This window comes from Paenibacillus flagellatus (genome assembly GCF_003217775.1).
GTDB classification, from domain to species: domain Bacteria; phylum Bacillota; class Bacilli; order Paenibacillales; family NBRC-103111; genus Paenibacillus_AB; species Paenibacillus_AB flagellatus.
In genome coordinates this window covers 33,520-54,502 of record NZ_QJVJ01000019.1, presented here as the reverse complement: position 1 = coordinate 54,502, position 20,983 = coordinate 33,520, and the positions used below count along the sequence as shown (strand labels likewise).

The 20,983-nt window shown below is 58.3% G+C and carries 23 protein-coding genes; all 23 read right to left on the bottom strand.

Annotated features, from left to right (window positions below; all coding sequences use genetic code 11):
- Window positions 1–38: 38 nt before the first annotated feature.
- A complete protein-coding gene (rseP, locus tag DLM86_RS29625) occupies window positions 39–1,295 on the bottom strand; it encodes an RIP metalloprotease RseP (protein WP_110843708.1) in 1,257 nt (418 codons plus the stop codon).
- Window positions 1,296–1,470: 175 nt separating this feature from the next.
- Window positions 1,471–2,619 (bottom strand): 1-deoxy-D-xylulose-5-phosphate reductoisomerase, encoded by a 1,149-nt coding sequence (locus tag DLM86_RS29620; RefSeq protein WP_110843664.1) that lies wholly within the window; start codon window positions 2,617–2,619, stop codon window positions 1,471–1,473.
- A gap of 32 nt (window positions 2,620–2,651) precedes the next feature.
- Window positions 2,652–3,446, bottom strand: a complete 795-nt coding sequence (locus DLM86_RS29615) for a phosphatidate cytidylyltransferase (RefSeq protein WP_110843663.1) — start codon at window positions 3,444–3,446, stop codon at window positions 2,652–2,654.
- A gap of 25 nt (window positions 3,447–3,471) precedes the next feature.
- Window positions 3,472–4,236: an undecaprenyl pyrophosphate synthase gene (locus DLM86_RS29610; protein ID WP_110843662.1), complete on the bottom strand. Its 765-nt coding sequence runs from the start codon at window positions 4,234–4,236 to the stop codon at window positions 3,472–3,474.
- Window positions 4,237–4,308: 72 nt separating this feature from the next.
- Window positions 4,309–4,863, bottom strand: a complete 555-nt coding sequence (gene frr, locus DLM86_RS29605; RefSeq protein WP_110843661.1) for a ribosome recycling factor — start codon at window positions 4,861–4,863, stop codon at window positions 4,309–4,311.
- A complete protein-coding gene (gene pyrH, locus DLM86_RS29600) occupies window positions 4,863–5,591 on the bottom strand; it encodes a UMP kinase (protein WP_110843707.1) in 729 nt (242 codons plus the stop codon). The genes frr and pyrH overlap by 1 nt, the downstream gene beginning before the upstream one ends.
- A gap of 125 nt (window positions 5,592–5,716) precedes the next feature.
- Window positions 5,717–6,367, bottom strand: a complete 651-nt coding sequence (gene tsf / locus DLM86_RS29595) for a translation elongation factor Ts (protein ID WP_110843660.1) — start codon at window positions 6,365–6,367, stop codon at window positions 5,717–5,719.
- 170 nt (window positions 6,368–6,537) lie between these two features.
- The gene (gene rpsB, locus DLM86_RS29590; RefSeq protein ID WP_110843659.1) at window positions 6,538–7,236 is read right to left on the bottom strand and encodes a 30S ribosomal protein S2; all 699 of its coding nucleotides are present in this window, start codon (window positions 7,234–7,236) and stop codon (window positions 6,538–6,540) included.
- Window positions 7,237–7,422: 186 nt separating this feature from the next.
- Entirely contained in the window at window positions 7,423–7,638 is a 216-nt protein-coding gene (locus DLM86_RS29585) for a hypothetical protein (RefSeq protein WP_110843658.1), read from the bottom strand.
- A gap of 113 nt (window positions 7,639–7,751) precedes the next feature.
- Complete coding sequence (locus DLM86_RS29580) at window positions 7,752–8,279, bottom strand: hypothetical protein (RefSeq protein ID WP_110843657.1); 528 nt, start codon at window positions 8,277–8,279, stop codon at window positions 7,752–7,754.
- Window positions 8,272–8,880 carry a DUF6115 domain-containing protein gene (locus DLM86_RS29575; RefSeq protein WP_110843656.1) on the bottom strand — a complete coding sequence of 203 codons (609 nt, stop codon included), beginning with the start codon at window positions 8,878–8,880 and terminating at the stop codon, window positions 8,272–8,274. Before DLM86_RS29575 ends, DLM86_RS29580 begins: the two co-directional genes overlap by 8 nt.
- A 63-nt stretch (window positions 8,881–8,943) precedes the next feature.
- The gene (locus tag DLM86_RS29570; protein ID WP_110843655.1) at window positions 8,944–9,270 is read right to left on the bottom strand and encodes a hypothetical protein; all 327 of its coding nucleotides are present in this window, start codon (window positions 9,268–9,270) and stop codon (window positions 8,944–8,946) included.
- Between the two features lie 58 nt (window positions 9,271–9,328).
- A complete protein-coding gene (locus DLM86_RS29565) occupies window positions 9,329–10,735 on the bottom strand; it encodes a flagellar assembly protein A (protein ID WP_110843654.1) in 1,407 nt (468 codons plus the stop codon).
- 26 nt (window positions 10,736–10,761) lie between these two features.
- Window positions 10,762–11,547, bottom strand: a complete 786-nt coding sequence (locus DLM86_RS29560) for a FliA/WhiG family RNA polymerase sigma factor (protein WP_110843653.1) — start codon at window positions 11,545–11,547, stop codon at window positions 10,762–10,764.
- Window positions 11,548–11,561: 14 nt separating this feature from the next.
- The gene (locus DLM86_RS29555) at window positions 11,562–11,972 is read right to left on the bottom strand and encodes a hypothetical protein (RefSeq protein ID WP_110843652.1); all 411 of its coding nucleotides are present in this window, start codon (window positions 11,970–11,972) and stop codon (window positions 11,562–11,564) included.
- 2 nt (window positions 11,973–11,974) lie between these two features.
- Window positions 11,975–12,469, bottom strand: a complete 495-nt coding sequence (locus DLM86_RS29550) for a chemotaxis protein CheD (RefSeq protein ID WP_110843651.1) — start codon at window positions 12,467–12,469, stop codon at window positions 11,975–11,977.
- Complete coding sequence (locus tag DLM86_RS29545; RefSeq protein WP_110843650.1) at window positions 12,466–13,092, bottom strand: chemotaxis protein CheC; 627 nt, start codon at window positions 13,090–13,092, stop codon at window positions 12,466–12,468. The genes DLM86_RS29550 and DLM86_RS29545 overlap by 4 nt, the downstream gene beginning before the upstream one ends.
- A gap of 2 nt (window positions 13,093–13,094) precedes the next feature.
- Window positions 13,095–13,556 (bottom strand): chemotaxis protein CheW, encoded by a 462-nt coding sequence (locus tag DLM86_RS29540; protein WP_110843649.1) that lies wholly within the window; start codon window positions 13,554–13,556, stop codon window positions 13,095–13,097.
- 16 nt (window positions 13,557–13,572) lie between these two features.
- Window positions 13,573–15,615: a chemotaxis protein CheA gene (locus DLM86_RS29535; protein WP_110843648.1), complete on the bottom strand. Its 2,043-nt coding sequence runs from the start codon at window positions 15,613–15,615 to the stop codon at window positions 13,573–13,575.
- A 19-nt stretch (window positions 15,616–15,634) separates the two neighbouring features.
- On the bottom strand, window positions 15,635–16,753 hold the full coding sequence (locus tag DLM86_RS29530; RefSeq protein ID WP_110843647.1) for a protein-glutamate methylesterase/protein-glutamine glutaminase: 1,119 nt from the start codon (window positions 16,751–16,753) through the stop codon (window positions 15,635–15,637).
- A 40-nt stretch (window positions 16,754–16,793) separates the two neighbouring features.
- Entirely contained in the window at window positions 16,794–17,663 is an 870-nt protein-coding gene (locus tag DLM86_RS29525) for a MinD/ParA family protein (RefSeq protein WP_110843646.1), read from the bottom strand.
- On the bottom strand, window positions 17,660–18,940 hold the full coding sequence (flhF, locus tag DLM86_RS29520; protein ID WP_110843645.1) for a flagellar biosynthesis GTPase FlhF: 1,281 nt from the start codon (window positions 18,938–18,940) through the stop codon (window positions 17,660–17,662). Before flhF ends, DLM86_RS29525 begins: the two co-directional genes overlap by 4 nt.
- Window positions 18,937–20,970, bottom strand: a complete 2,034-nt coding sequence (gene flhA / locus DLM86_RS29515) for a flagellar biosynthesis protein FlhA (protein ID WP_110843644.1) — start codon at window positions 20,968–20,970, stop codon at window positions 18,937–18,939. The genes flhF and flhA overlap by 4 nt, the downstream gene beginning before the upstream one ends.
- Between the last annotated feature and the right edge of the window lie 13 nt (window positions 20,971–20,983).

The window sequence follows — 20,983 nt, the reverse complement described above, 5'->3', positions numbered from 1 at the left end:
GGCGACAGGACACAAGTCGCTTGTGTCCTGCCGGGTCGTCAGCCTTTGATCAAGCGCAAAATGTCGTTGTACGTAACCGCGATCATGAGCAGCATCAGCATCGCGAAGCCGACGAAATGAACCATGCTCTCGCGGTTCGGGTCGACCGGCCGGCCCCGCACCGCCTCGAAGCCGAGAAAGACGAGCCGGCTGCCGTCGAGCGCCGGGAACGGAAGCAGGTTGAATATGCCGAGGTACAAGCTCATGCTCGCCGCCCAAAACGTATACTGCGGAAGCCCCGCGCTCGCATGCTCGCTCGTCACTTCCACGATGCGCACCGGCCCGCCGAGGTCGTCGAGCGTGAACTGGCCGAGCACGAGCGTCTTGAAGCCGGTCAAGATGAGCTTCGTCGCCTGGACCATGTTCGTCCAGCCGCCCTCCAGCGCTTCGCCCACGCCGGTGCTTCGTTTGTCCGAGGTGAGCCGGACGCCGACGAGCGCCGTCTGCTCCTTAATCTCGGGCGTAACATGGAGCATTTGCTCCTTGCCGCCTCGCAGAACGGTCCATTCCATTTTCTTGTTCGCGGATTCGCGGATCAGCCCGGTCAGCTCGCTTGGATCGGAGCCGATCGGCGTCCCGTTCACCCGGGTGATCACGTCGCCGGCTTGGAGGCCGGCCTTCAGGGCGGGCGAGTCGGGCTCGACCCGGTCGATTTTGACGTTCGTCGGCATGCCGGCCAAAAACATGACGACCACGTACAGCACGAACGCCAAAATGAAGTTCATGAACGGTCCGGCGAAGATGGACAGCGCCCGCTGGCCGACCGTCTTGCTGCCGAACTGGCGATCCCACGGCGCAATCTGCGTCTCTTTGCCCTTCGCGATCATGAACGCTTGCGGATGAACGGCGTAGGACAGCTTCTCGCCGCCGACGTCGAGCTGAACCGACAGCTCGCGCTCCAGATCGATCCGTTCCGCCGTTCCCTGGATGACGTTCGTCCGCTGGTCGAGCTGGTCCAAATAAATGCGCTTCACCCGTCCCTGCTCGAGCGATACGGCGATCGTTTGTCCCGGCTGAATATGGACGATTTCCGGGTCTTCCCCGGCCATCCGGACGAAGCCGCCGATCGGCAGCAAACGGAGCGTATAGCGGGTTTCCCCGCGAATGAACGAAAACAGCTTCGGGCCGAAGCCGATGGCGAATTCGCGAACGAGAATGCCGGCCCGTTTCGCGAAATAAAAATGTCCCCATTCGTGAATCGTTACGAGCACGAAAAACAGGAGCACGATTTGAAATACGACCTGTGGTGACAACAGCATCTTCCTCCCGCGGCGATAGCCCGTAGACTTGGAGCCGAGAACTCGTGCGGCTCCTTCGTTGCAGCCTGTACTAAGATTAACATTATTCTTTACTATAATACAAGCTTGCCGCCCGGATCAGAACCGCCGTCGCCAACCGTCTTGCCGCATGCGCTCAAGGCGCACTCGCGCCTTATCTTCCGTATCCGTTCGCCGTCCTGCGCGCCCAATCGTCCGCTTCCCCGATCTCCTCGAGCGTCGGATAGGCGATCGGCCGGTGGCCGTTGATCGCCGTCTCGACGATCGACTCGATGTCGAGAAATGCGATGTCCCCGGTCAGGAAACGGGCGACCGCCACTTCGTTCGCCGCATTGTAAACGGCCGGCATCGTGCCCCCCGCTTTCCCGCAATCGAACGCCATCCGGAGCATCCGGAACCGGTCGTAGTCCATTTTGCGGAAATGCAGCTTGCCCAACTCGGTCAAATCGAGCGAAGGAACGGCCGGGGAAGCGAACCGCTCCGGATACGTCAACGCATACTGGATCGGCACGCGCATGTCGGGCACGCCCATCTGGGCGACGATACTACGGTCTTCGAACTCGACGAACGAATGGACGATGCTTTCCGGGTGAACGATCACTTCGATTTGCTCGAACGGCACATCGAACAACCAATGCGCCTCGATCACTTCCAGTCCTTTATTCGCCATCGTCGCCGAATCGATCGTCACCTTCGACCCCATCGACCAGTTCGGATGGGCGAGCGCTTCCTGAACCGTTACGCCGACCAGCTCGTCCCGCGTTCGATCGCGGAACGACCCGCCGGAGGCGGTCAGCACGATGCGGCGTACGGCCGATCTCGGCTCGCCGTTCAAGCATTGGAAGATGGCGGAATGCTCGCTGTCGACCGGGAGAAGCCGGACGCCCTTCCGCTTCGCCGCCTCGGATACGAGATGCCCGCCGCTGACGAGCGTCTCCTTGTTGGCGAGTCCGATCGGCTTGCCCGCCTCGATCGCCGCCAGCGTCGGCTTCAGTCCTTGACTGCCTACGATCGCCGTGACGACGATATCCGCATCCGGCAGCGTCGCCGCTTCGATCAACCCTTCGTCGCCGTAAACGAGCTTTGTCCCGGCAGGCAAGTGCGCCTCCACGCGGTCCGCAATCTCCTTCGTAGCGACGGAGACGAGCCGCGGCCGAAACCGGTTCGCCTGCTCGATCACAAGCTCGGCGTTGCGTCCGGCGGCCAGCGCCTCGACGCGAAACGATTCCGGATGACGAGAGACGACGTCGAGCGTTTGCGTACCGACGGAGCCGGTGCTGCCGAGCAGCGAAATACGTTTCATGCGAATCCACCTTCCGTTCGTGTTCGGTCCGGTTATTGCGGGATAAGCGACAGCAGCTGGACGAAGGGAAAAACGATGAGCCAGCTATCGCAGCGGTCCAGCACGCCGCCGTGACCCGGCAAGATCGAGCCGCTGTCCTTGATGCCGCGAATGCGCTTGTACGCCGATTGGATCAAATCGCCCATCTGGCCTACGACCGCGATGACGATGCCGAGACCGACCGCCCGGCCCCAGCCGAGCAAGTCCGGCGCGTACAGCGAAAAGCAGAGCGCCGCCGCGACCGCCGCCGCGACGCCGCCCAGGGCGCCTTCAACCGTCTTCTTCGGACTGATCGTCGGCCAGAGCGGCGTTTTTCCGATCGCCCGCCCGGTAAAATAAGCGCCCGAATCGGACAGCCAAATGCAGACGAACAGCATGAGCGTCCAAAACAAGCCGTTGTCGCCGAGCCGCGTCGAGATCATGTAATGAAAACCGGTGCCTATGTAAACGATGCCCAGCATGTGAAGCGAAATGTGATCGAGCGTTACTTTGTTTTTGGACAGGACGGTGGCGGCGAACAGCAGGAACAGCGCCAGCCAAACCGTCGTTTCGTACGACATCGCGCTCCAGCCGGGAACTTCCCCCCACGGAAACGCGATGTACAAGGCGAACGCATATCCGAGAACGGCGGTCAGCTTTGCGGAAGACATGCCGTTCATCCGGTTGAATTCGAACATGCCGACCGCGGTCAGCAGCACAATCAAGGCGGCGAAATAGAAGCCGCCCAGCGTAAGCAAAAATATAAACGCGGCGCCGGCCACGACGCCGGTTACGATACGTTGTTTCAACCGTACTCCTCCGTCCGAATGCGTGTTACAGGCCGCCGTACCGACGCGCCCGGCGCTGGTATTCGCCGACCGCCTGCACCAGATGCGATTCGGTAAACTCCGGCCAATAGATGTCGGTAAACCACAGCTCGGAATAAGCCATCTGCCAGAGCAAAAAGTTGCTGATACGGATTTCTCCGCTCGTCCGGATAATGAGATCGGGATCCGGCAGCGATTGCGTCAACAGCCGCCCGGAAATGAGCGACTCGCAAATGTCTTCCTCGCGGAGCTTGCCCGACCGGACGTCCTCCGCGATTTCGCGCACGGCGTTCACGATCTCGTGACGGCTTCCGTAATTCAAGGCGAAATTGAGAATGAGACCGGTATTCCGTTTCGTCCGCTCGATCGCCGTTTCGACCGCTTCGAGCGTATGGCCGGGCAGCCCTTCCTTCCAGCCGGTCATCCGGACCTGCACGTTTTTGTCGATCAGCTCCTGGAGCTCCAGCGCGAGAAATTCTTGCGGCAGTTTCATCAGAAAGTCGACCTCCTCGCGCGGCCGCTTCCAGTTCTCCGTGGAGAACGCGTACAAGGTGAGCACCTTGACTCCGATCTCGTCCGCCGCGATCGTGGCGCGCTTGACCGCCTTCATCCCGGCGTGGTGCCCCGCGATGCGCGGCAGCCCGCGCTTGCGCGCCCAACGCCCGTTGCCGTCCATGATGATCGCGATATGCTCCGGAATGTTGTCGGGCGCAAGCTCGACGATGTCTTCCGGTTTCGCGCCGGTTTGACCCCGTTTGAAAAGATGGAACATGGTTCATCCCCCACCCCTGTTCGAAGCGAACACAAAAATCCCCCTTCGATTCGGGGGGCCGTAAACTTGCCGTCACACTTCCATAATTTCTTTTTCTTTAGCCGACAACACTTTATCGATTTCGGCGATATACTTGTCCGTCGCTTTCTGGATGTCGTCCTGATGACGACGGGATTCGTCCTCGGAGATGCTCGTTTTCTCGAGCTTTTTGATATCGTCGTTGGCGTCGCGGCGAATGTTGCGGATCGCCACTTTCGCTTCCTCGCCGTACTTCTTCGTCAGCTTGACGAGCTCGCTGCGGCGTTCTTCCGTGAGCGGCGGGATGCTGAGACGGATCGTGCTGCCGTCGTTCGAAGGCGTAAGGCCGAGCTCGGACTTCAAAATCGCCTTCTCGATCGCTCCCATCGACGACTTGTCCCACGGCTGGATGAGCAGCGTACGGGAATCGGGCGTATTGATGTTCGCCAATTGGTTGACCGGCGTCATCGAGCCGTAATATTCGACTTGCACGCGGTCGAGCAGCGCCGGCGTGGCGCGTCCCGCACGGAGTCCGGCCAATTCCTTGCGCAGCGCTCCGATCGCTTTCTCCATCCGCTCTTCCGCGTTTTTCTTGATCGATTGCGGCATTAGTTCGCACTTCCTTTCACGATCGTACCGATTTTCTCGCCTAAGATGGCGCGTTTGATGTTTCCGCGTTCTGTAATCGAGAAGACGAGAAGCGGAATGTTATTGTCCATGCAAAGCGACGATGCGGTGGAATCCATGACGCCCAAGTTTTTGTTCAGCATTTCCATATACGTGAGCGTTTCGAATTTCTCCGCATTCGGATCTTTGAACGGGTCGGCGCTGTAGACGCCGTCGACTTTGTTTTTGGCCATCAGGATGACTTCCGCTTCGATCTCGGCGGCGCGCAGAGCGGCCGTCGTATCGGTGGAGAAGTACGGGTTGCCCGTTCCGGCGGCGAAGATGACGACGCGGCCTTTTTCGAGATGGCGAATCGCGCGGCGGCGAATGTAAGGCTCGGCAACCTGCTGCATCGTTATCGACGTTTGCACGCGGGTCGGTACGTCGATTTGCTCGAGCGCGTCCTGCAGCGCAAGCGAGTTCATCACCGTAGCGAGCATCCCCATATAGTCCGCCGTCGCCCGATCGATCCCTTTGGCGCTTCCGGCGATGCCTCTCCAGATGTTCCCGCCTCCGACGACGATCGCGACTTCCACCTTCAGGTCGTGAATGTCCTTCACTTGGGCGGCGATTTCCGAAATCATCGCGGAATCGATCCCGTACCCTTGCTGACCCGCCAACGCTTCCCCGCTTAATTTCAGCACCACTCGCTTGTATTCCGGTCGTTCCAACATGGTCTCCTCCTATGGCTCGCTGGCGTTACAAAAGAAGGAACACCGCGTGTTCCTCCGGATCTATCGGCAGTTATGGGACAACCAATACCTGAAGCCGGGTATTGGTTGTCCGTCAACGTCCTTTATTGTTTAACTTGCGCCATAACTTCCTCGACGAAGTTGTCCTGCTTCTTCTCCAAGCCTTCGCCCAGCTCGTAGCGGGTGAAGCGGCGGATCGAAATTTTTTCGCCGATCGCGGCGACTTTCTCGTTCAGCAGAACGCTGATCGTTTTGTCCGGATCTTTGATGAAAGCCTGCTCCAAGAGGCAGTTTTCTTCGTAATATTTGCTCAGGCGGCCTTCCACCATTTTGTCGACGATGTGAGCCGGCTTGCCTTCGTTGAGCGCTTGGTTTCTCAAAATTTCGCGCTCTTTGTCAAGCGCCTCTTGCGGCACTTCTTCGCGGCCGATGTAGAGCGGGTTCGTCGCGGCGATTTGCATCGCGATATCGCGCACGAACTCTTTGAACGATACGTTTTGCGCGACGAAGTCGGTTTCGCAGTTGACTTCGACGAGGACGCCGATCCGTCCGCCGGCGTGAATGTAAGCTTCGACGATACCTTCGGTCGCGATGCGGTCGCCTCTCTTGGCCGCAGCCGCCAACCCTTTCTCGCGGAGAATTTCCGACGCTTTCGTCAAATCCCCGTTCGCTTCTTCCAACGCTTTTTTGCAATCGAGCATGCCTGCTCCGGTTTTTTCGCGCAATTCTTTAACTGCCTGTGCCGATACGGCCATCGAAAGTACCTCCCTTGTATGTATCCCGGGGCGAAACGTCGGAACGCCCTCCGTCAGCCCGGAACCGGACGTTTACTACTACGTTGCCCCAAAGTTGTTTTCTTCTTTAAAAAAAGGGCGGCGAGAGGTTAAATAACCTTCAAACCACCCTTTTGCCGTCAAATTTGAAGTTATGCCGTCGTTTGCTCGCCTTGGTGAGCTTCGATAACCGCGTCGGCGATTTTGCCCGTCAACAGCTTAACGGCGCGGATCGCGTCGTCGTTGCCCGGAATGACGTAGTCGATTTCGTCCGGATCGCAGTTCGTATCGACGATGCCCACGATCGGGATGCCCAGCTTGCGGGCTTCGGCAACCGCGATGCGCTCTTTGCGCGGATCGATGATGAACAGGGCGCTCGGAAGCTGCTTCATATGCTTGATGCCGCCCAAGAACTTCTCGAGGCGTTCCATTTCTTTGCGGAGCAGGATGACTTCTTTTTTCGGAAGCAGGTCGAACGTGCCGTCGCTTTCCATGCGATCCAGCTCATGCAGGCGGTTTACCCGCTTTTGGATCGTTTGGAAGTTCGTCAGCGTGCCGCCCAACCAACGTTGGTTGATGTAGAACATGCCGCAGCGCTCGGCTTCTTCCTTGACGGAGTCTTGGGCTTGCTTCTTCGTTCCTACGAAAAGGATCGTGCCGTTGTCTTCGGCGATCGATTTGACGAAGTTGTAAGCTTCCTCGACTTTTTTGACCGTCTTTTGCAGGTCGATAATATAAATTCCGTTTCTTTCGGTGAAGATGTAACGATCCATTTTCGGGTTCCAGCGACGGGTTTGGTGACCGAAGTGTACCCCAGCTTCGAGAAGCTGCTTCATGGAGATTACTGCCATCTTCACGCACCTCCTTTAAAATGGTTTTGGGTTTCCTCCGCCGTTCGCATCTTCCTCTGAAACTTATGATCCCATAAGCACCGTCAAAGGAATTAAACGGCGTGCGTGGTTTTCACACCGTCAATTACTATACCACATCCGAAACTACGTTTGCAACCGAATCCCCGATCGTTCGACAAGTTCCTACTATCTCGCCATTCTAGGCTTGCTTTCCCCCTCGCCGCCATCGGCGATCCGGACCCGCTCGACGTTTTTCAAATGGATCAGGTCCCCTTGCTTCCCGAACCAACCGTCCCGATTTTGCGTAATGCTCATCGTCACCTGCGCGAACGTATCCGCCTCCACCTCGATCCGGTGCGTCCCGCCCCCCATAAAAAAGAAATCGACCGTAAACCGCGCCATCGTGAAACTCCTCTCTATTCATTGGATAGTAGGAACTTCGATCGAAGGGGGAAATTTCCTGCTTCGATCCCAATAAATAAACCGGGCCTCGCACTCGGTGCGAAATCCGGTTTTCATGGACTGGTCGATATCGTAATGGCGGCCACAATATCCGCAATGGGGGTGTTGTCCTCGAACGAATACGAGCCGGCGCGGATGCGCGTCGTCGACTTCGTGTCTCTCAATGCGGCCACCAACGAATTGGCGTCGGTTACGATTTGCGCTTTGACGAACAGATCGGCGACGGCGGCCGCGTCCATCCGGTCCGAAATATAGACCGAGCGGATCGTCTTCGCCGCGGCGGGTTGCGATGCGCCCGGGTTGGCGGGCTGCTGCGTCTTCGCCAGCTTGGCGCGCTCTTCCTCGGCCGCTTTTTGCCGGATCGCCTCGATGTCCTTGTCGGAATAGACCGATTGATCTTTCGGGACGACCTTGTAGTTCAGCTTGTCCGCCTGCGCCTGCAGCTGGTCGACCGTAGCCGGCTGCGTCTGCTCGAGCGGTCGGTTTTCCAGCTCGTCCACCTTAAACATGAGCTGGAGCAGGACGGCGCCCGCGATCAAGCCGAAACCGAGCCCGTACAGAAACGTCCGATTTTTAAACACGAGCCTGGTCCTCCTGTTTCGCCAGTTGAATGATGAGCATCACTTCGCCTTTGTTCATCTCCAGCTTTTTGGCGATATATTCGGTCGATTTTCCTTGATCATAAAGCTGGAATACGGCGGCATACCGATCGCGTATGTTGCTCGACGCCTTCTCCGGCTCTTTCTCCGGCGGGGCGACGACTTCGGCCGCAGGCATCGGTTCGTGGGCGACGGGAGCTTCGGTCCGGACGGATGCCGCGGCAATCGACTGCGAACGCGCCAGCAAGCCTTCGGCTTGTCCGGCCGCTTCCTTGCGGCTTTGTTCCGCCCGTACGAGTTGGCCGAGCTGTTCCGTGACCGCGCGATTTTGCTGTTCCAGCGCTTCGATTCGGCCTTGCAGCTTCGCCGCGTGAACGTCGTGCTCTTTTTTCATCTCCGCTACGAGTCCGAGCAGCTGCCGATTTTCTTCCTCCAGCTCGGCGGAAAACTGCTCCATCGTATCTTCGATTTCTTTGATAACGCTCGTCTGCGCCTGCTTCGTCCCGCTCTCCTTCTTGGGAACGAGCTTCGCGTAGACGACGAGCACAAGCCCCAGCAAAACGATGTAAAGCCAAGCGTCCAAGCTAGCTCACCTTTTCTCGGGATCGAATGATGGTTGCAATAACCGGCCGATCGGGCCTGCCGGTTATAAAGTGAAATCGATATGCTGTCCTTTATACGGATGCCCGGACGGATCCGCCGCCGGTTTCCCGCCCGGCTTCGCTTTCCCTGTCTGCGGGCTACCCCGTTCGCGTTTGCCTTTGGAGCCTCTGCGCTGGTCATCACGAATGAGCGCCGACGACGGGTCGTCGACTTTTTCGGTTTGTCGGAGCTGCCGATCCTTTTGCTCGATCGCTTTCGCGGCCAACGCCTCTTGATCGTAAACCGGCTTTTGCATCAAATGGTTTTGGACGTTTCCGACCTCGCTCGTGCGCGGAATGGCGATTTGCATTTCGACCGATCTCAAGCTCATGCCACTCACCCCGTTCCCCGTGTGTACACGGCTTATTCGCTTCCGGTCGGCGGCTTGCTTATTCGTTCGGGAGCATCGAGATGTCGCCGGCGGAATACATGAATTGCACCCTCGACGTTGCGTCTTTCACGAACCGGGTATAACGGCCGATGACGATTTTCGTCCCGCCGTACACCATGGAGATGACCTGCACCCGCGCCCGGTCGGTATCCTCCAACGTCTTCTCGATTTCAAGTATACGTTCCTTGATTCCGTTTTGTTCGTCGACGGCTTGCTTTTTCGTATGCGTCAGCTTGATGCGCATCGCCAGCTTGTCGGACGACAGCGTTCCCGCCGCGGCCAGCTGGTCGAGCAGCGTGAGCGCCTTCTCCGTTTTGTCGAGGCCGTCTTGATTTTGCTTCAACTGCTGGCGCAGCGTCGTGAGCTCGTTGCGCAGCTCCGGAAGGACGCCGACTTCGACGGAGGTGGGCGTCGACATCGGGTTGCCGATCGTGCGGGCGATCACTTTTTCCCCGGCCTGAATCGTCCCGCCGACGATCAGCCCTTTCGGGCCGGCGCATTGGACGTTTTGTCCGGCTCGCACCTGCGAATGCATGATGCTTTGGGAGACGACAACGTTTTGTCCGGCTTCGATGACGGCGTCCTGGATGAACGAGCTTTTCAGGTTGACTCCCGCCCGAATGACGGCTTTATTATGTCCGAGAATGCCGGCGCTGATTTCGATCGAGCCGAGCGCCTCGATTTCGGCCCCTTCGACGCCGCCGGTCACGCGGATATCGCCGGCCGCCTTCACCTTGAACCCCGACAGCACGTTGCCCCGGATGACTACCGTACCGAGAAAATCGATGTTGCCGACGTTGTAATCGACGTCGCCGTTTACCTCGAATACGGGAAATACGTTGATCTTGTCGTTTTCCGTGTAGACGACCATGCCGTCCATCGCGGCATAAAGCGCTTTCTGCTCCCCGTCGGCAACGACGTTTTTACCCAGCTTGAATCGCGCTTCCTTGCCGCTGCGGCCGGGGATCGTCTCGCCGGTTACGTCCCGGCCGGGCGGCCCTTCCTTTGCCGGCAGCCGCTCGGCGATCAGCTGCCCTTTGCGGACGTTGGTCAGACGGGTGACTTCCTTGTAGTCGACGGTCCCGTCCTCGAGCTCCGCCGGTTTTTTCCGTTCCGCATCCGCGTCGTACAAGTTCCGAATCTCTCCGTCGATGCCGGGTCCGGGAGGGTCCCCGGTTGCCACTACGGTTTTCGTTTGCACAAACGGCTTCGGATCTTGGATGAGCGCTGCAATGACGTCTCGTTGTATGCCGTAACGTACATGGTTCTTATGAAGAAACGCGATGATGTCGTTAACCGTATAAGGAAAAGAATCCGGAAGCGTCACGATTTGGATGGAGGCGGTCAATTTGTCCTCGGCCAGGCTGACACTGATGTAGTGTTCCAAAGGCAATTCGGTGGACAACGCATTTCCCCCTTCCTGACTTGCCGCTATTGCTGCATCAATTGATTTTTCCACCTGCCGAGCGATCCCCTAAGCCGCAAAATCGCTTTGGAGTGCAGCTGGGAAATGCGGGAAGGCGATAACGACATGACCTCCGCGATCTCGCTCAAGGAGAGCTCCTCGTAATAAAACAAGGAGACGACCGTCCGTTCCTTCTCCGTCAGCTTGTCGATCGCCTTGGCCAACGATTCTTTCAGAAAAAATTCGTTCACCTTGTACTCCGGGTTTCTCGCTTTTTCGTCCACCATCAGCGACAAACGCGTCTCCGATTCCTCTTCCTTGATCGGATCGTCGAACGAGCATACCGTCGTGATCGAAATTTCCTGAAGCATGTGCTGGAACTCTTTCTCGCTGACGTTCAAATACGAGCTGATTTCCGCATCCGTGACGGAGCGCAAGTAGTGCTGCTCGAGCTTCTGGTAGGCGTCCTCGATTTTTTTGGCCTTCTCGCGAACGGACCGCGGCACCCAATCGCCCTGCCTGAGACCGTCGATAATCGCGCCGCGAATGCGCCAGGACGCGTACGTTTCGAATTGCAAGCCGCGTTCGTAGTCGAACTTCTCGATCGCGTCGATTAACCCCATTATACCATAACTGGATAAATCGTCCCTAGAAACGTTTTTGGGCAGTCCGATGAGGAGGCGGCCGACCACGTAATCGACCAACGGCAAATAATGCTCGACCAGCGCTTGTTTCGCCGAAAGCAAACCTTCACTTTTCCATTGTTTCCAAATGTCGATGTTGGACAAAGGGGATTGCTTTTGTTGAATCATTCAGCTCGCTCTCCTTACTCTTCTGTCAGTCGCCGCACCGCCCGGGCCAATTCCTCTCCGCTCGCGTCCGGAATCGAAGCGAGCTTCTTCGGCTCGAGCGGCGCGAACGTCGCGTCCGGATCGGGCCGGTTCAGCTGCTCCTTGAGCAAATCGTTCAATTGATCCTCGTTCTCGGGCGTCACCGCGTCCACCGTTCGGCCGAGCGCTTCGGCCGGCGCCGCATCCGTTTCGGGCGCGACGGGCTTCAAGCCGACGAGAGTGCCGAGAATCCACCGCAGCGCATACGCGACGGCGAACAGGATCAGAAAGCTGTACAGGCTGTTGAGCAGCGTTCGCAAGAAGAAGTTGTTCCCGATTGACAGGAGAAACGTCAAGATGAAACCCGACGCCCCCAAAACGATATTCCATCGAACGGTTCCGATCATGGCTACAGTTCCTTGACTCCTTGTTGTACGGTTCGCAAGACCAAAATTCCGGTGTCCGCGTAAAACTCGATCGTCCTTCCGAAATTTCCTCCCGTATCCTCCGCAATTATCGGTATCGAAAAAAGCTTCAATTGCTCCTTGCAGGACTCGACGTTGCGAGGCCCGATCCGCATCGTATCGTTCGCCGTGTTGAACGCGAACATTTGGGCCCCGCCGGCCAGCTTGGCGACCAGGCGCGAGCCGGATGCGCCGAGCTTCGTCATCCGCTTCACCATCTCGGGGATCGCCGTGTCGGCATACTTGGCCACGTTAATCGTGCCTTCCTTCGCGATATCGGAAGACGGCAGCATGACGTGAGCCATTCCCGCGATTTTCGTTCTCGGATCGTACACCGTGACGCCGACGCACGAGCCGAGACCGGTCGTTTTCAGTATGCCCGGACTCGATGTCACGTTCAGATCTGCCATTCCCACCTTGATCAGGTTGTCCGAGGTCATTCGAGCGGCACTCCCAAAGACTTGAAGATTTTGTCGAACGACTCGGGATCGGGGACCAGGAAGAAATGGCCTTCCACCGCTTCATTTCCTTCGAAAAACTTCGTATCGATGAACAGCGCCTTATCGCCCATTTCACCGTACTGGATCAGCCCGTAGCTGACGACGGCGCCGAGCATGTCGATCGTCAGCGACGGAACGGTCGGGGACATGCTCAGCTTCGTAAAGTCGGCGAGCGACGACAAGTACGACCCGGCCAAAATGTTACCGATCTCGCTCAACGCCGAAAGCTCCATCTCGGAATAGTGCTCCTCGTCCTCGACGACGATGCCGGCCAAGTTTTGCAGCAGCTGCTTGGCCGACGGTTGGGTCAGGATGAAGAACATGTTGCCCGGCGCTTCGCCGGTTACCCGCAAGTAGATGGCGACGACGATCTGCTCCGAGCCGCCGAGCACTTCAATGATGTCCTCGAACGGGAGCATGTTGACGAGCGGCACCTGCATGTCGACCGGCCTGTCGAGCAGCTTGGACAGCGCCGTCGCGGCGTTGCCCGCGCCGATGTTGCCTACTTCCTTCAGCACGTCTAGTTGAAAGTCCGCAAAGTTGTGGAAGTTGGATGAGGTCATCGTTATTCCCCGAACTGCTCGAGCTGGACGATTTCGCTTTTGTTGAGCACTTCCTCCAGATTGAGTAGGACGAGCAGCCGATCGTCCTGCAGCTTGGCCAAGCCGCGCAAATATTTCGCCTTGATGCCGCCGACGATTTCCGGAGGCTGCTCGATGTTGTCGCTGTCGACATCGACGACGTCGTTCGCCATGTCGACGATCATGCCCACTTCCATATCTTTCACCGCGACGATAATGATTCGCGAGTTGTCCGTATAGTCCGCTTCCGGCAAGCCGAACCGTCCGCGAAGATCGATGACCGGCACGACAACGCCGCGCAGGTTGATGACGCCTTTGACGAAAGCCGGCGTTTTCGGCACCCGGGTGAGCGGCTGCATCCGCTCGATCGTCCGGACCTTCTCCACCTCGACTCCGTATTGTTCGTGGGCGAGCGAGAACACGATCACTTTAAGCTCTTCTCCCATGATATGTAACCCCCTCTTATTTGATCAAAGCGTTCGTGTCGACGATCAGCGCCACTTGGCCGTCGCCCAAAATGGTGGCGCCGGATACCGCGAACAAATTCGTCAAATATTTGCCGAGCGATTTCAACACGATTTCCTGCTGGCCGATAAACTCGTCGATCATGATCGCCGCAAGCTTGTCGCCTTTTTTGATGACCACGATTTCCGTCTCGTCCTCGTCCGCCTCGGAATAACCCGGCACGTCGAACAGCTTGCTCAGCGACACCAAAGGAATGATCCCGCCGCGGAAATCCATCATCGGATTGCCTTGAACCCAGCGAACGCTTTCCTTGCGAATAACCGACGTCTCCACGATCGAAGAAAGCGGAATCGCGTACTTTTCCGCACCGAGCCGCACCAGCATCGCCGAAATGATCGACAGCGTCAGCGGCAGCTGTACCGAAAACTTCGTTCCGATTCCGAGCTTCGATTCGACTTGAACGCGTCCGCCGAGCGATTCGATCTTCGTCTTGACGACGTCGAGCCCTACGCCGCGGCCGGATATGTCGGAAATGACCTCGGCCGTGCTGAAGCCCGACGCGAACAGCAGCATGTACACCTCTTCGTCCGTCAGCGTCTTCGCCTGCTCCTGCGTGACGACGCCTTTTTTCAGCGCGGTTCCGAGCACCTTGTCGCGGTTGATCCCTTTGCCGTCGTCCTCGATTTCGATGAACACGTGGTTGCCGCTGTGGAAGGCGCGCAGATGGACCGTACCGGTTTCCGGCTTGCCGGCCGCGATCCGGTCCGGTATCGTCTCCACGCCGTGGTCGACGGAGTTGCGCAGCAAGTGGACGAGCGGGTCGCCGATCTCGTCGATGACCGTCCGGTCGAGCTCCGTTTCGGCGCCGGTCACGATCAGGTCGACCTTTTTGTCGAGCGACTTCGCCAAATCGCGAACCATCCGCGGGAACCGGTTGAATACGGTATCGACCGGCACCATCCGCAGCTTCAGCACGATGTTTTGCAGGTCGCTGCTGACGCGCGCCATATGCTCGACCGTTTCGGTCAAATCGTTGCGGCGCACCTCGCTGGCCAGCTGCTCGAGCCTCACCCGGTCGATCAGCAGCTCGCTGAACAAGTTCATGAGCACGTCGAGACGCTCGATATCGACGCGGATCGTCCGGGAGGCGACCGGAGCGCCGCCCGCCGCCGGCTTCGGCGCGGCCGACTCCGCTTTGGCGGGAGCCGCTGCGGCCGGAGCGGCTTCGGCTTTGGCTGCAGCCGCCTGGGCGGACGCCGCCGGCTTCGGCTCCATTTTCCGCTTCAAGCTGTCCGCATCCAGCTTCTCCACCTCGACGTACTCGATCTCGCTGATGCTTCCGGCGCGCTTTTCCAGCTCTTCGGCGGACAGCTGGGACAAATAATAGACCGTGAACGATTTGTCGAACTTCTCTTTTTCGATGTCTTCGACCGACGGGGTCGATTGGACGACTTCGCCGTTTTGCTCGAGCACGTCGAATACCATGTAGGCGCGCGCCGCCTTCAGCACGCACGTGTCTTGGACCGACACTTTCAAATAGTAAACCTGATGTCCGCTCTCGAGCGATTGCATCAAGATCGAAAATTGAAACTCGTCCAGCTCCGCCGCTCCGGCGGAAGACGACGCGGGCTGGCCCGCGGCCGCACCGCCCTTTTCGTAATCGCCCGACACGATCGATTTCAGCGTCGCCACGATCGCGCTTACGTCCGCTTTGCCGGTACCGCCGTTGATGATGTCCTCCACCATCGCTTCGAGCGAATCGAGGCTTTTGAAGATGGCGTCGAATATAAACGGGTTCATCGCCAGCTTGTGGTTGCGCACGAGATCGAGCACGTTTTCCATCTCGTGGGTGAGCGAAGCCAAGTCCTCGAACCCCATCGTAGCGGACATTCCCTTCAGCGTATGCGCCGAACGGAAAATCGTCTGCACGATGCCGATGTCCTCCGGGCTTGCTTCAAGCTTCAGCATGTTGTCGTTCAACGCCTGCAGATGCTCCCGCGACTCGTCGATGAACATGCTTAAATACTGATTCATTTCCATCCGCCGTGCCCCCTCTTGTTCACATTTTCGGGTTGATGTCTTTCGTGACAAGCTCCGTCAGCTTCGAGGCGATCTGATACAGCGGAAGCTGATGCGTGACGCAGTTCAATTCCGCGGCGGCGCGGGGCATGCCGTACACGACGCAGGTTTCGCTCGATTCGGCGATCGTGGATACGGCGCCCGCTTGCCTAAGCGCCTGCATCCCCTTCGCTCCGTCGCTCCCCATCCCCGTCATGATGACGATATGCCGCTTCAGGTCGCGGAACGGCAAGAGCGAGTCGAACAGCATGTCGACCGACGGCCGGTGACCGCTCCGGGGCTCGTCCTTCGTCAGCCGGATCTTATACCCGACCTCGTCCCGCTTCACGATCATGTGCCAGCCTCCCGGCGCGATATAGGCGACGCCGTTGCGCAGCCGGTCTCCGTCCTCGGCTTCCACGACCGTTACGTGCGACGTGGCGTCCAGCCGCTGCGCGAGCGACTTGGTGAAGTTCGGCGGCATATGCTGAACGATCAATACCGGCGCGGGAAAATCGGCGGGCAGCTCCGAAACGACCTGCTGCAGCGCACGCGGTCCGCCCGTCGACGTTCCGATGGCGACGAGTCGCTCGATTTTGCCCGAATGGGCCGCGGCCGGCGTCGTAGCGATCAACTCCTTCGCGACGCTCGCGGCGGGCGGCTTGATTACCGGCTTCGGCGGCACGTAAGGCCGCGTTTGGACCGCCGGGCGGGATACTTTCGTCTGCAGCGCGACGGTCAGCTTCTCCATCAGCAGCGACTTGACTTTGAACAAGTCGAGCGATATCGAGCCGGAAGGCTTGCGGACGAAATCGACCGCGCCGAGCTCGAGGGCGGCGATCGTCTCCTTCGCCCCTTCCTCCGTCAAGCTGCTCAGCATGACGACCGGCACCGGATGGTCCTCCATGATCCGCTTGAGCGCTTCGAGGCCGTTCATTTCGGGCATTTCGATGTCGAGCGTCACGACGTCCGGCTTCAGCCGCTTCGCCTTCTCGACCGCCTCCAGCCCGTTTTTGGCCGTATCGACCACCTCGAACCGTTCGTCCTCTTGAATCATATCCGTTATGATTTTACGCATGAAGACCGAATCGTCGACAACCAACACCCTATGTATGGCCATGCTATCACCTCATCCTGATGTCCTCGGACCGCGGGTTGTCTCATTTCAGAAGCTTCATCATTTTGCTCAAAAACCCTTTGACTCCCCCGTTTTGCGGCTCCGGAGCGGGCTGGCCCGATACGAACCGCTGCGCGAGACGCTCGATGCTTCTCGAAGCGGCGCTCGTCGGGAACGCGACCGTAAACGGAACTTGCTTTTTGACCGCCTTCGAGACGCTGGCGTCGTCCTCGACGAAGCCGAGCGTCGGAATGTTGATGTGCAAAAATTGCTTGGCGACGAGACTGATTTTGTCCGCCGTCTGTTTCCCCTCGTGCGCTTCCGTGACGCGGTTGACGACGAGCTGGAATCGGACGTCGTGGCCGAGCGAGTTGACCATCTTGATGATCGCGTACGCGTCCGTAATCGCCGTCGGCTCGGGTGTCGTCACGACGATCGTCTCGTTCGCGGCGACGATGAACTTGAGCGTTTCCTGCGACAGCCCGGCACCCGTATCGAAGATGATATAGTCGACGTGACCGTTCAGCTGGTTCACCTGATCGGCGAAATAGTCGACCTCCGCCTCGGTCAGTCTCATCAAATCGTTGAAGCCGGAGCCGCCCGCGATAAACTCCAGCTCGTTATGGCCTTTCTGGATAATTTCCCATATCGTCTTTTCCCGTTTTAGCAAATGGTACAAGCTGTACTTCGGCGATATGCCCATCAGCACGTCGATGTTGGCGAGGCCGATATCCGCGTCGAACACGAGCACCTTATAGCCTTGCTTTTGCAGCGTCAGCGCGAAGTTCAGCGTGAAGTTCGATTTGCCGACGCCGCCCTTGCCGCTCGTCACGGTGACGATCTGCGTCGTGCGGGTAGTCCGATCCGACTGCGTCCTTACGAGATTTCTAAGGCTCTGCGCTTGATCGCTCATTGCTCGCGTTCCTCCAGAAGTAGATCGATCAATTTGTCTTCGTTCGTCTCGATGATGTCGTCAGGCACGTTTTGACCGTTCGTAATATAGGAGAGCTGGAGCGGGAAATCGTATAGCAGATTGACGATCGAGCCGTACGAATGGGTTTCGTCCATTTTCGTGAACAGCACTTTGTCGAGCTTGAATTTGGCGAAATTGTCGGTGATCGCCTTCATATCCTTGTACTTGGAAGTAAGGCCGAGCACGAGAAACGTTTCGCTCTTGCCTTTCGTCTGAAGAAGGGAGTTCAGTTCGGACACGTACATTTGATTGCGAAAATTGCGACCTGCCGTATCCATGAAGATGACGTCGCAATCTTGCAGCTGCTGAAACGCGCGGGCCAGCTCCTGCGGCGAAAACACGACCTCGAGCGGCACGTTCAAAATCGTCGCGTACGTCTTGAGCTGCTCCACCGCCGCGATCCGATACGTGTCGGACGTGATGAAGCCGACTTTGCGATTCAGCTTGAGCACCTGCTCGGCGGCCAGCTTGGCGATCGTCGTCGTCTTGCCGACGCCGGTCGGTCCGACGAAATGGGCGATCCGCGTATCGCTCGCCAGCCCTTTTTGTTTCGGGGTGTACAAAATGTCCTTCAGCTGTTTCTTGACCGCCTGATAGGCGTATTCGTCCGTCCGGGGCGAGCCTTCGCTTTCGAACTCTTCGGCCGCTTTGCCAAGCAGCCGCTCGACCAGCTCCGGCAGCACCTCGTGCTCCAGCAGCGGCCGCTCGAACTTGCGAATCGGCTCCGGGAGACCGGGTTCCTGCTTCACCCCGGCGGACAGCTTGGCCATCAATTCCTTCATCTGCTTGATCTCGTCGAGCAGGACGTCCTCCTTCGCGCGGGAGCGCGAAGCCGGCGGAGCGACGGGAGGCAGGACGGGCTCATCGAGCGTCGCGACCGCGGCCGATAGCGTCGACGCGGCAGGCTGCGGTGCTATAGGAGCCGCCGCCGGTCTCGAAGCGAGCGCCCCCGCCTCCTGCATGAACGCGGCGAACGTGGAGCCGCCCGACGGAGCCGCTTTCAGGGCGCCCGGGGAAACGGCGGCGGGAGCCGGCTGTTGGGCTTGAGCCGAATCGGTCGCGGCGATCACCTCGATCTTCTTCTTGCCGAACAGACCGAGGAAACCGCCTGAGCGAATTTCCTTCGTATTGAGAATGACCGCGTCCTTGCCGAGATCGGTCCGAATTTTTTGCAGCGCGTCCGGCATCGAATCGACGACGTATCGTTTCACTCTCATAAGTTCACCACCCCAACGCTTTGAATTTCGGCTTGCGGTTCAAGCTCGCTGTATGACAATACGGTAATATCCTGCATCGTACGCTCCAGCAGCTGCCGCAAATACATCCGGATCGTCGGAGAGGCGAGAATGACCGGCTGCTGGCCTTGCTGGATCAGCTTGTTCAACTGCTCGGACACTTTTTGGAAAATCGCTTGCGACGACACGGGGTCGAGCGCCAGGTAGGAGCCGTGCTCGGTTTGCTGCACGCTTTCGGCGATTTTTTTCTCCAGCGACGGGCCGATCGTCACCACTTTGAGCGAATCGCCGCCGCTCGCGTATTGGTTCGTAATTTGTCGGGACAGCGCTTGACGCACGTATTCGGTCAAGATGTCCGGATCTTTCGTGTACGTGCCGTAGTCGGCCAACGTCTCGAAGATGGTAACGAGGTCGCGGATCGAAATTTTTTCTTTCAGCAGTTTCGCCAGCACTTTCTGAATGTCGCCCACGTTCAGCACGTTCGGCACAAGGTCTTCGACGAGCGCCGGATACGATTCCTTGACGTTTTCGACAAGCATCTTCGTCTCCTGTCTTCCGAGCAGCTCGTGCGCGTGGCGCTTCACGACCTCCGTCAAGTGCGTCGCGACGACCGAAGGCGGGTCGACGACCGTATACCCGGACAGCTCGGCGCGTTCCTTCATGTTCTCGTCGATCCAGAGCGCCGGCAGGCCGAACGCCGGCTCCGTCGTTTCGATGCCGAGAATCGAATCGTCCTCGATGCCCGGACTCATGGCCAAATAGTGATTCAATAACAATTCACCGCGCGCCACCGTATTTCCTTTAATTTTGATGACGTATTCGTTCGGTTTTAGTTGAATATTGTCGCGAATTCGGATGACCGGGACGACAAGACCCAGCTCCAAGGCGCATTGCCGTCGAATCATGATGATGCGGTCGAGCAGGTCGCCGCCCTGGTTCGTATCCGCGAGCGGAATAAGCCCGTAGCCGAATTCGAACTCGATCGGATCGACCGACAGCAGCGAGACGACGCTTTCCGGACTGCGCACCTCCTCGATCTGCTGCTCCTCGACAAGCTGCTCCGTTTCCTCCGCCTGGCGATTCAGGTTGCGCTGCATCCGGTAGGCGGCCAGCGCCAGCAGCCCGGCGATCGGTACCGTCGTCACGAGATGAATCGGCGTGAAAATGCCGAGGAACAAAATCGTCCCCGCCACGACGTACAGCAGCTTCGGATAGCTGAACAGCTGAGCGGTCAAGTCGGTGGCGAGGTTGCCTTCCGACGCGGCGCGCGTCACGATAATGCCCGAAGCGGAAGAGATGAGCAGCGCCGGAATTTGGCTGACGAGACCGTCGCCGATCGTCAAAATCGAAAACGTCTGCAGCGATTCCATCAGCGACATGTCGTGATACGTCGCGCCGATAATCAATCCGCCGATCATGTTGATGAGAAGGATGACGATGCCCGCGATCGCATCGCCCTTGACGAACTTGCTCGCCCCGTCCATCGCTCCGTAAAAGTCCGCCTCGCGCTCGATTTTCCGGCGGCGCTCCTTCGCTTCCTGCTCGTTGATGAGACCGGAGTTCAAGTCGGCGTCGATCGCCATCTGCTTGCCGGGCATCGCGTCGAGCGTAAATCTCGCGCCGACCTCGGCTACCCGCTCCGAGCCTTTCGTAATGACGATGAACTGTACGATGACGAGAATGAGAAAGACGACGAACCCGACGACCAGATTGCCGCCGGCGACGAACGAGCCGAACGTTTCGACGACGCTGCCCGCTTCCGCCTCGCTCAAAATGTTGCGCGTCGTGGAGACGTTCAGGGCGAGCCGGAACAGCGTCGTAATCAGCAGCAGCGTCGGGAATATCGAGAAGTCGAGCGCGTCCTGCGTATTCATCGCGATCAGGATGATCATGAGCGCGAGCGAGATGTTGACGATCAGCAAAAAGTCGAGCAGCATGAGCGGGATGGGGACGACCATCATGAGAATGATCCCGATGATGCCGGATAAAATCAGTAGATCTCTCGCCTTCATGGAACCGTCCTCC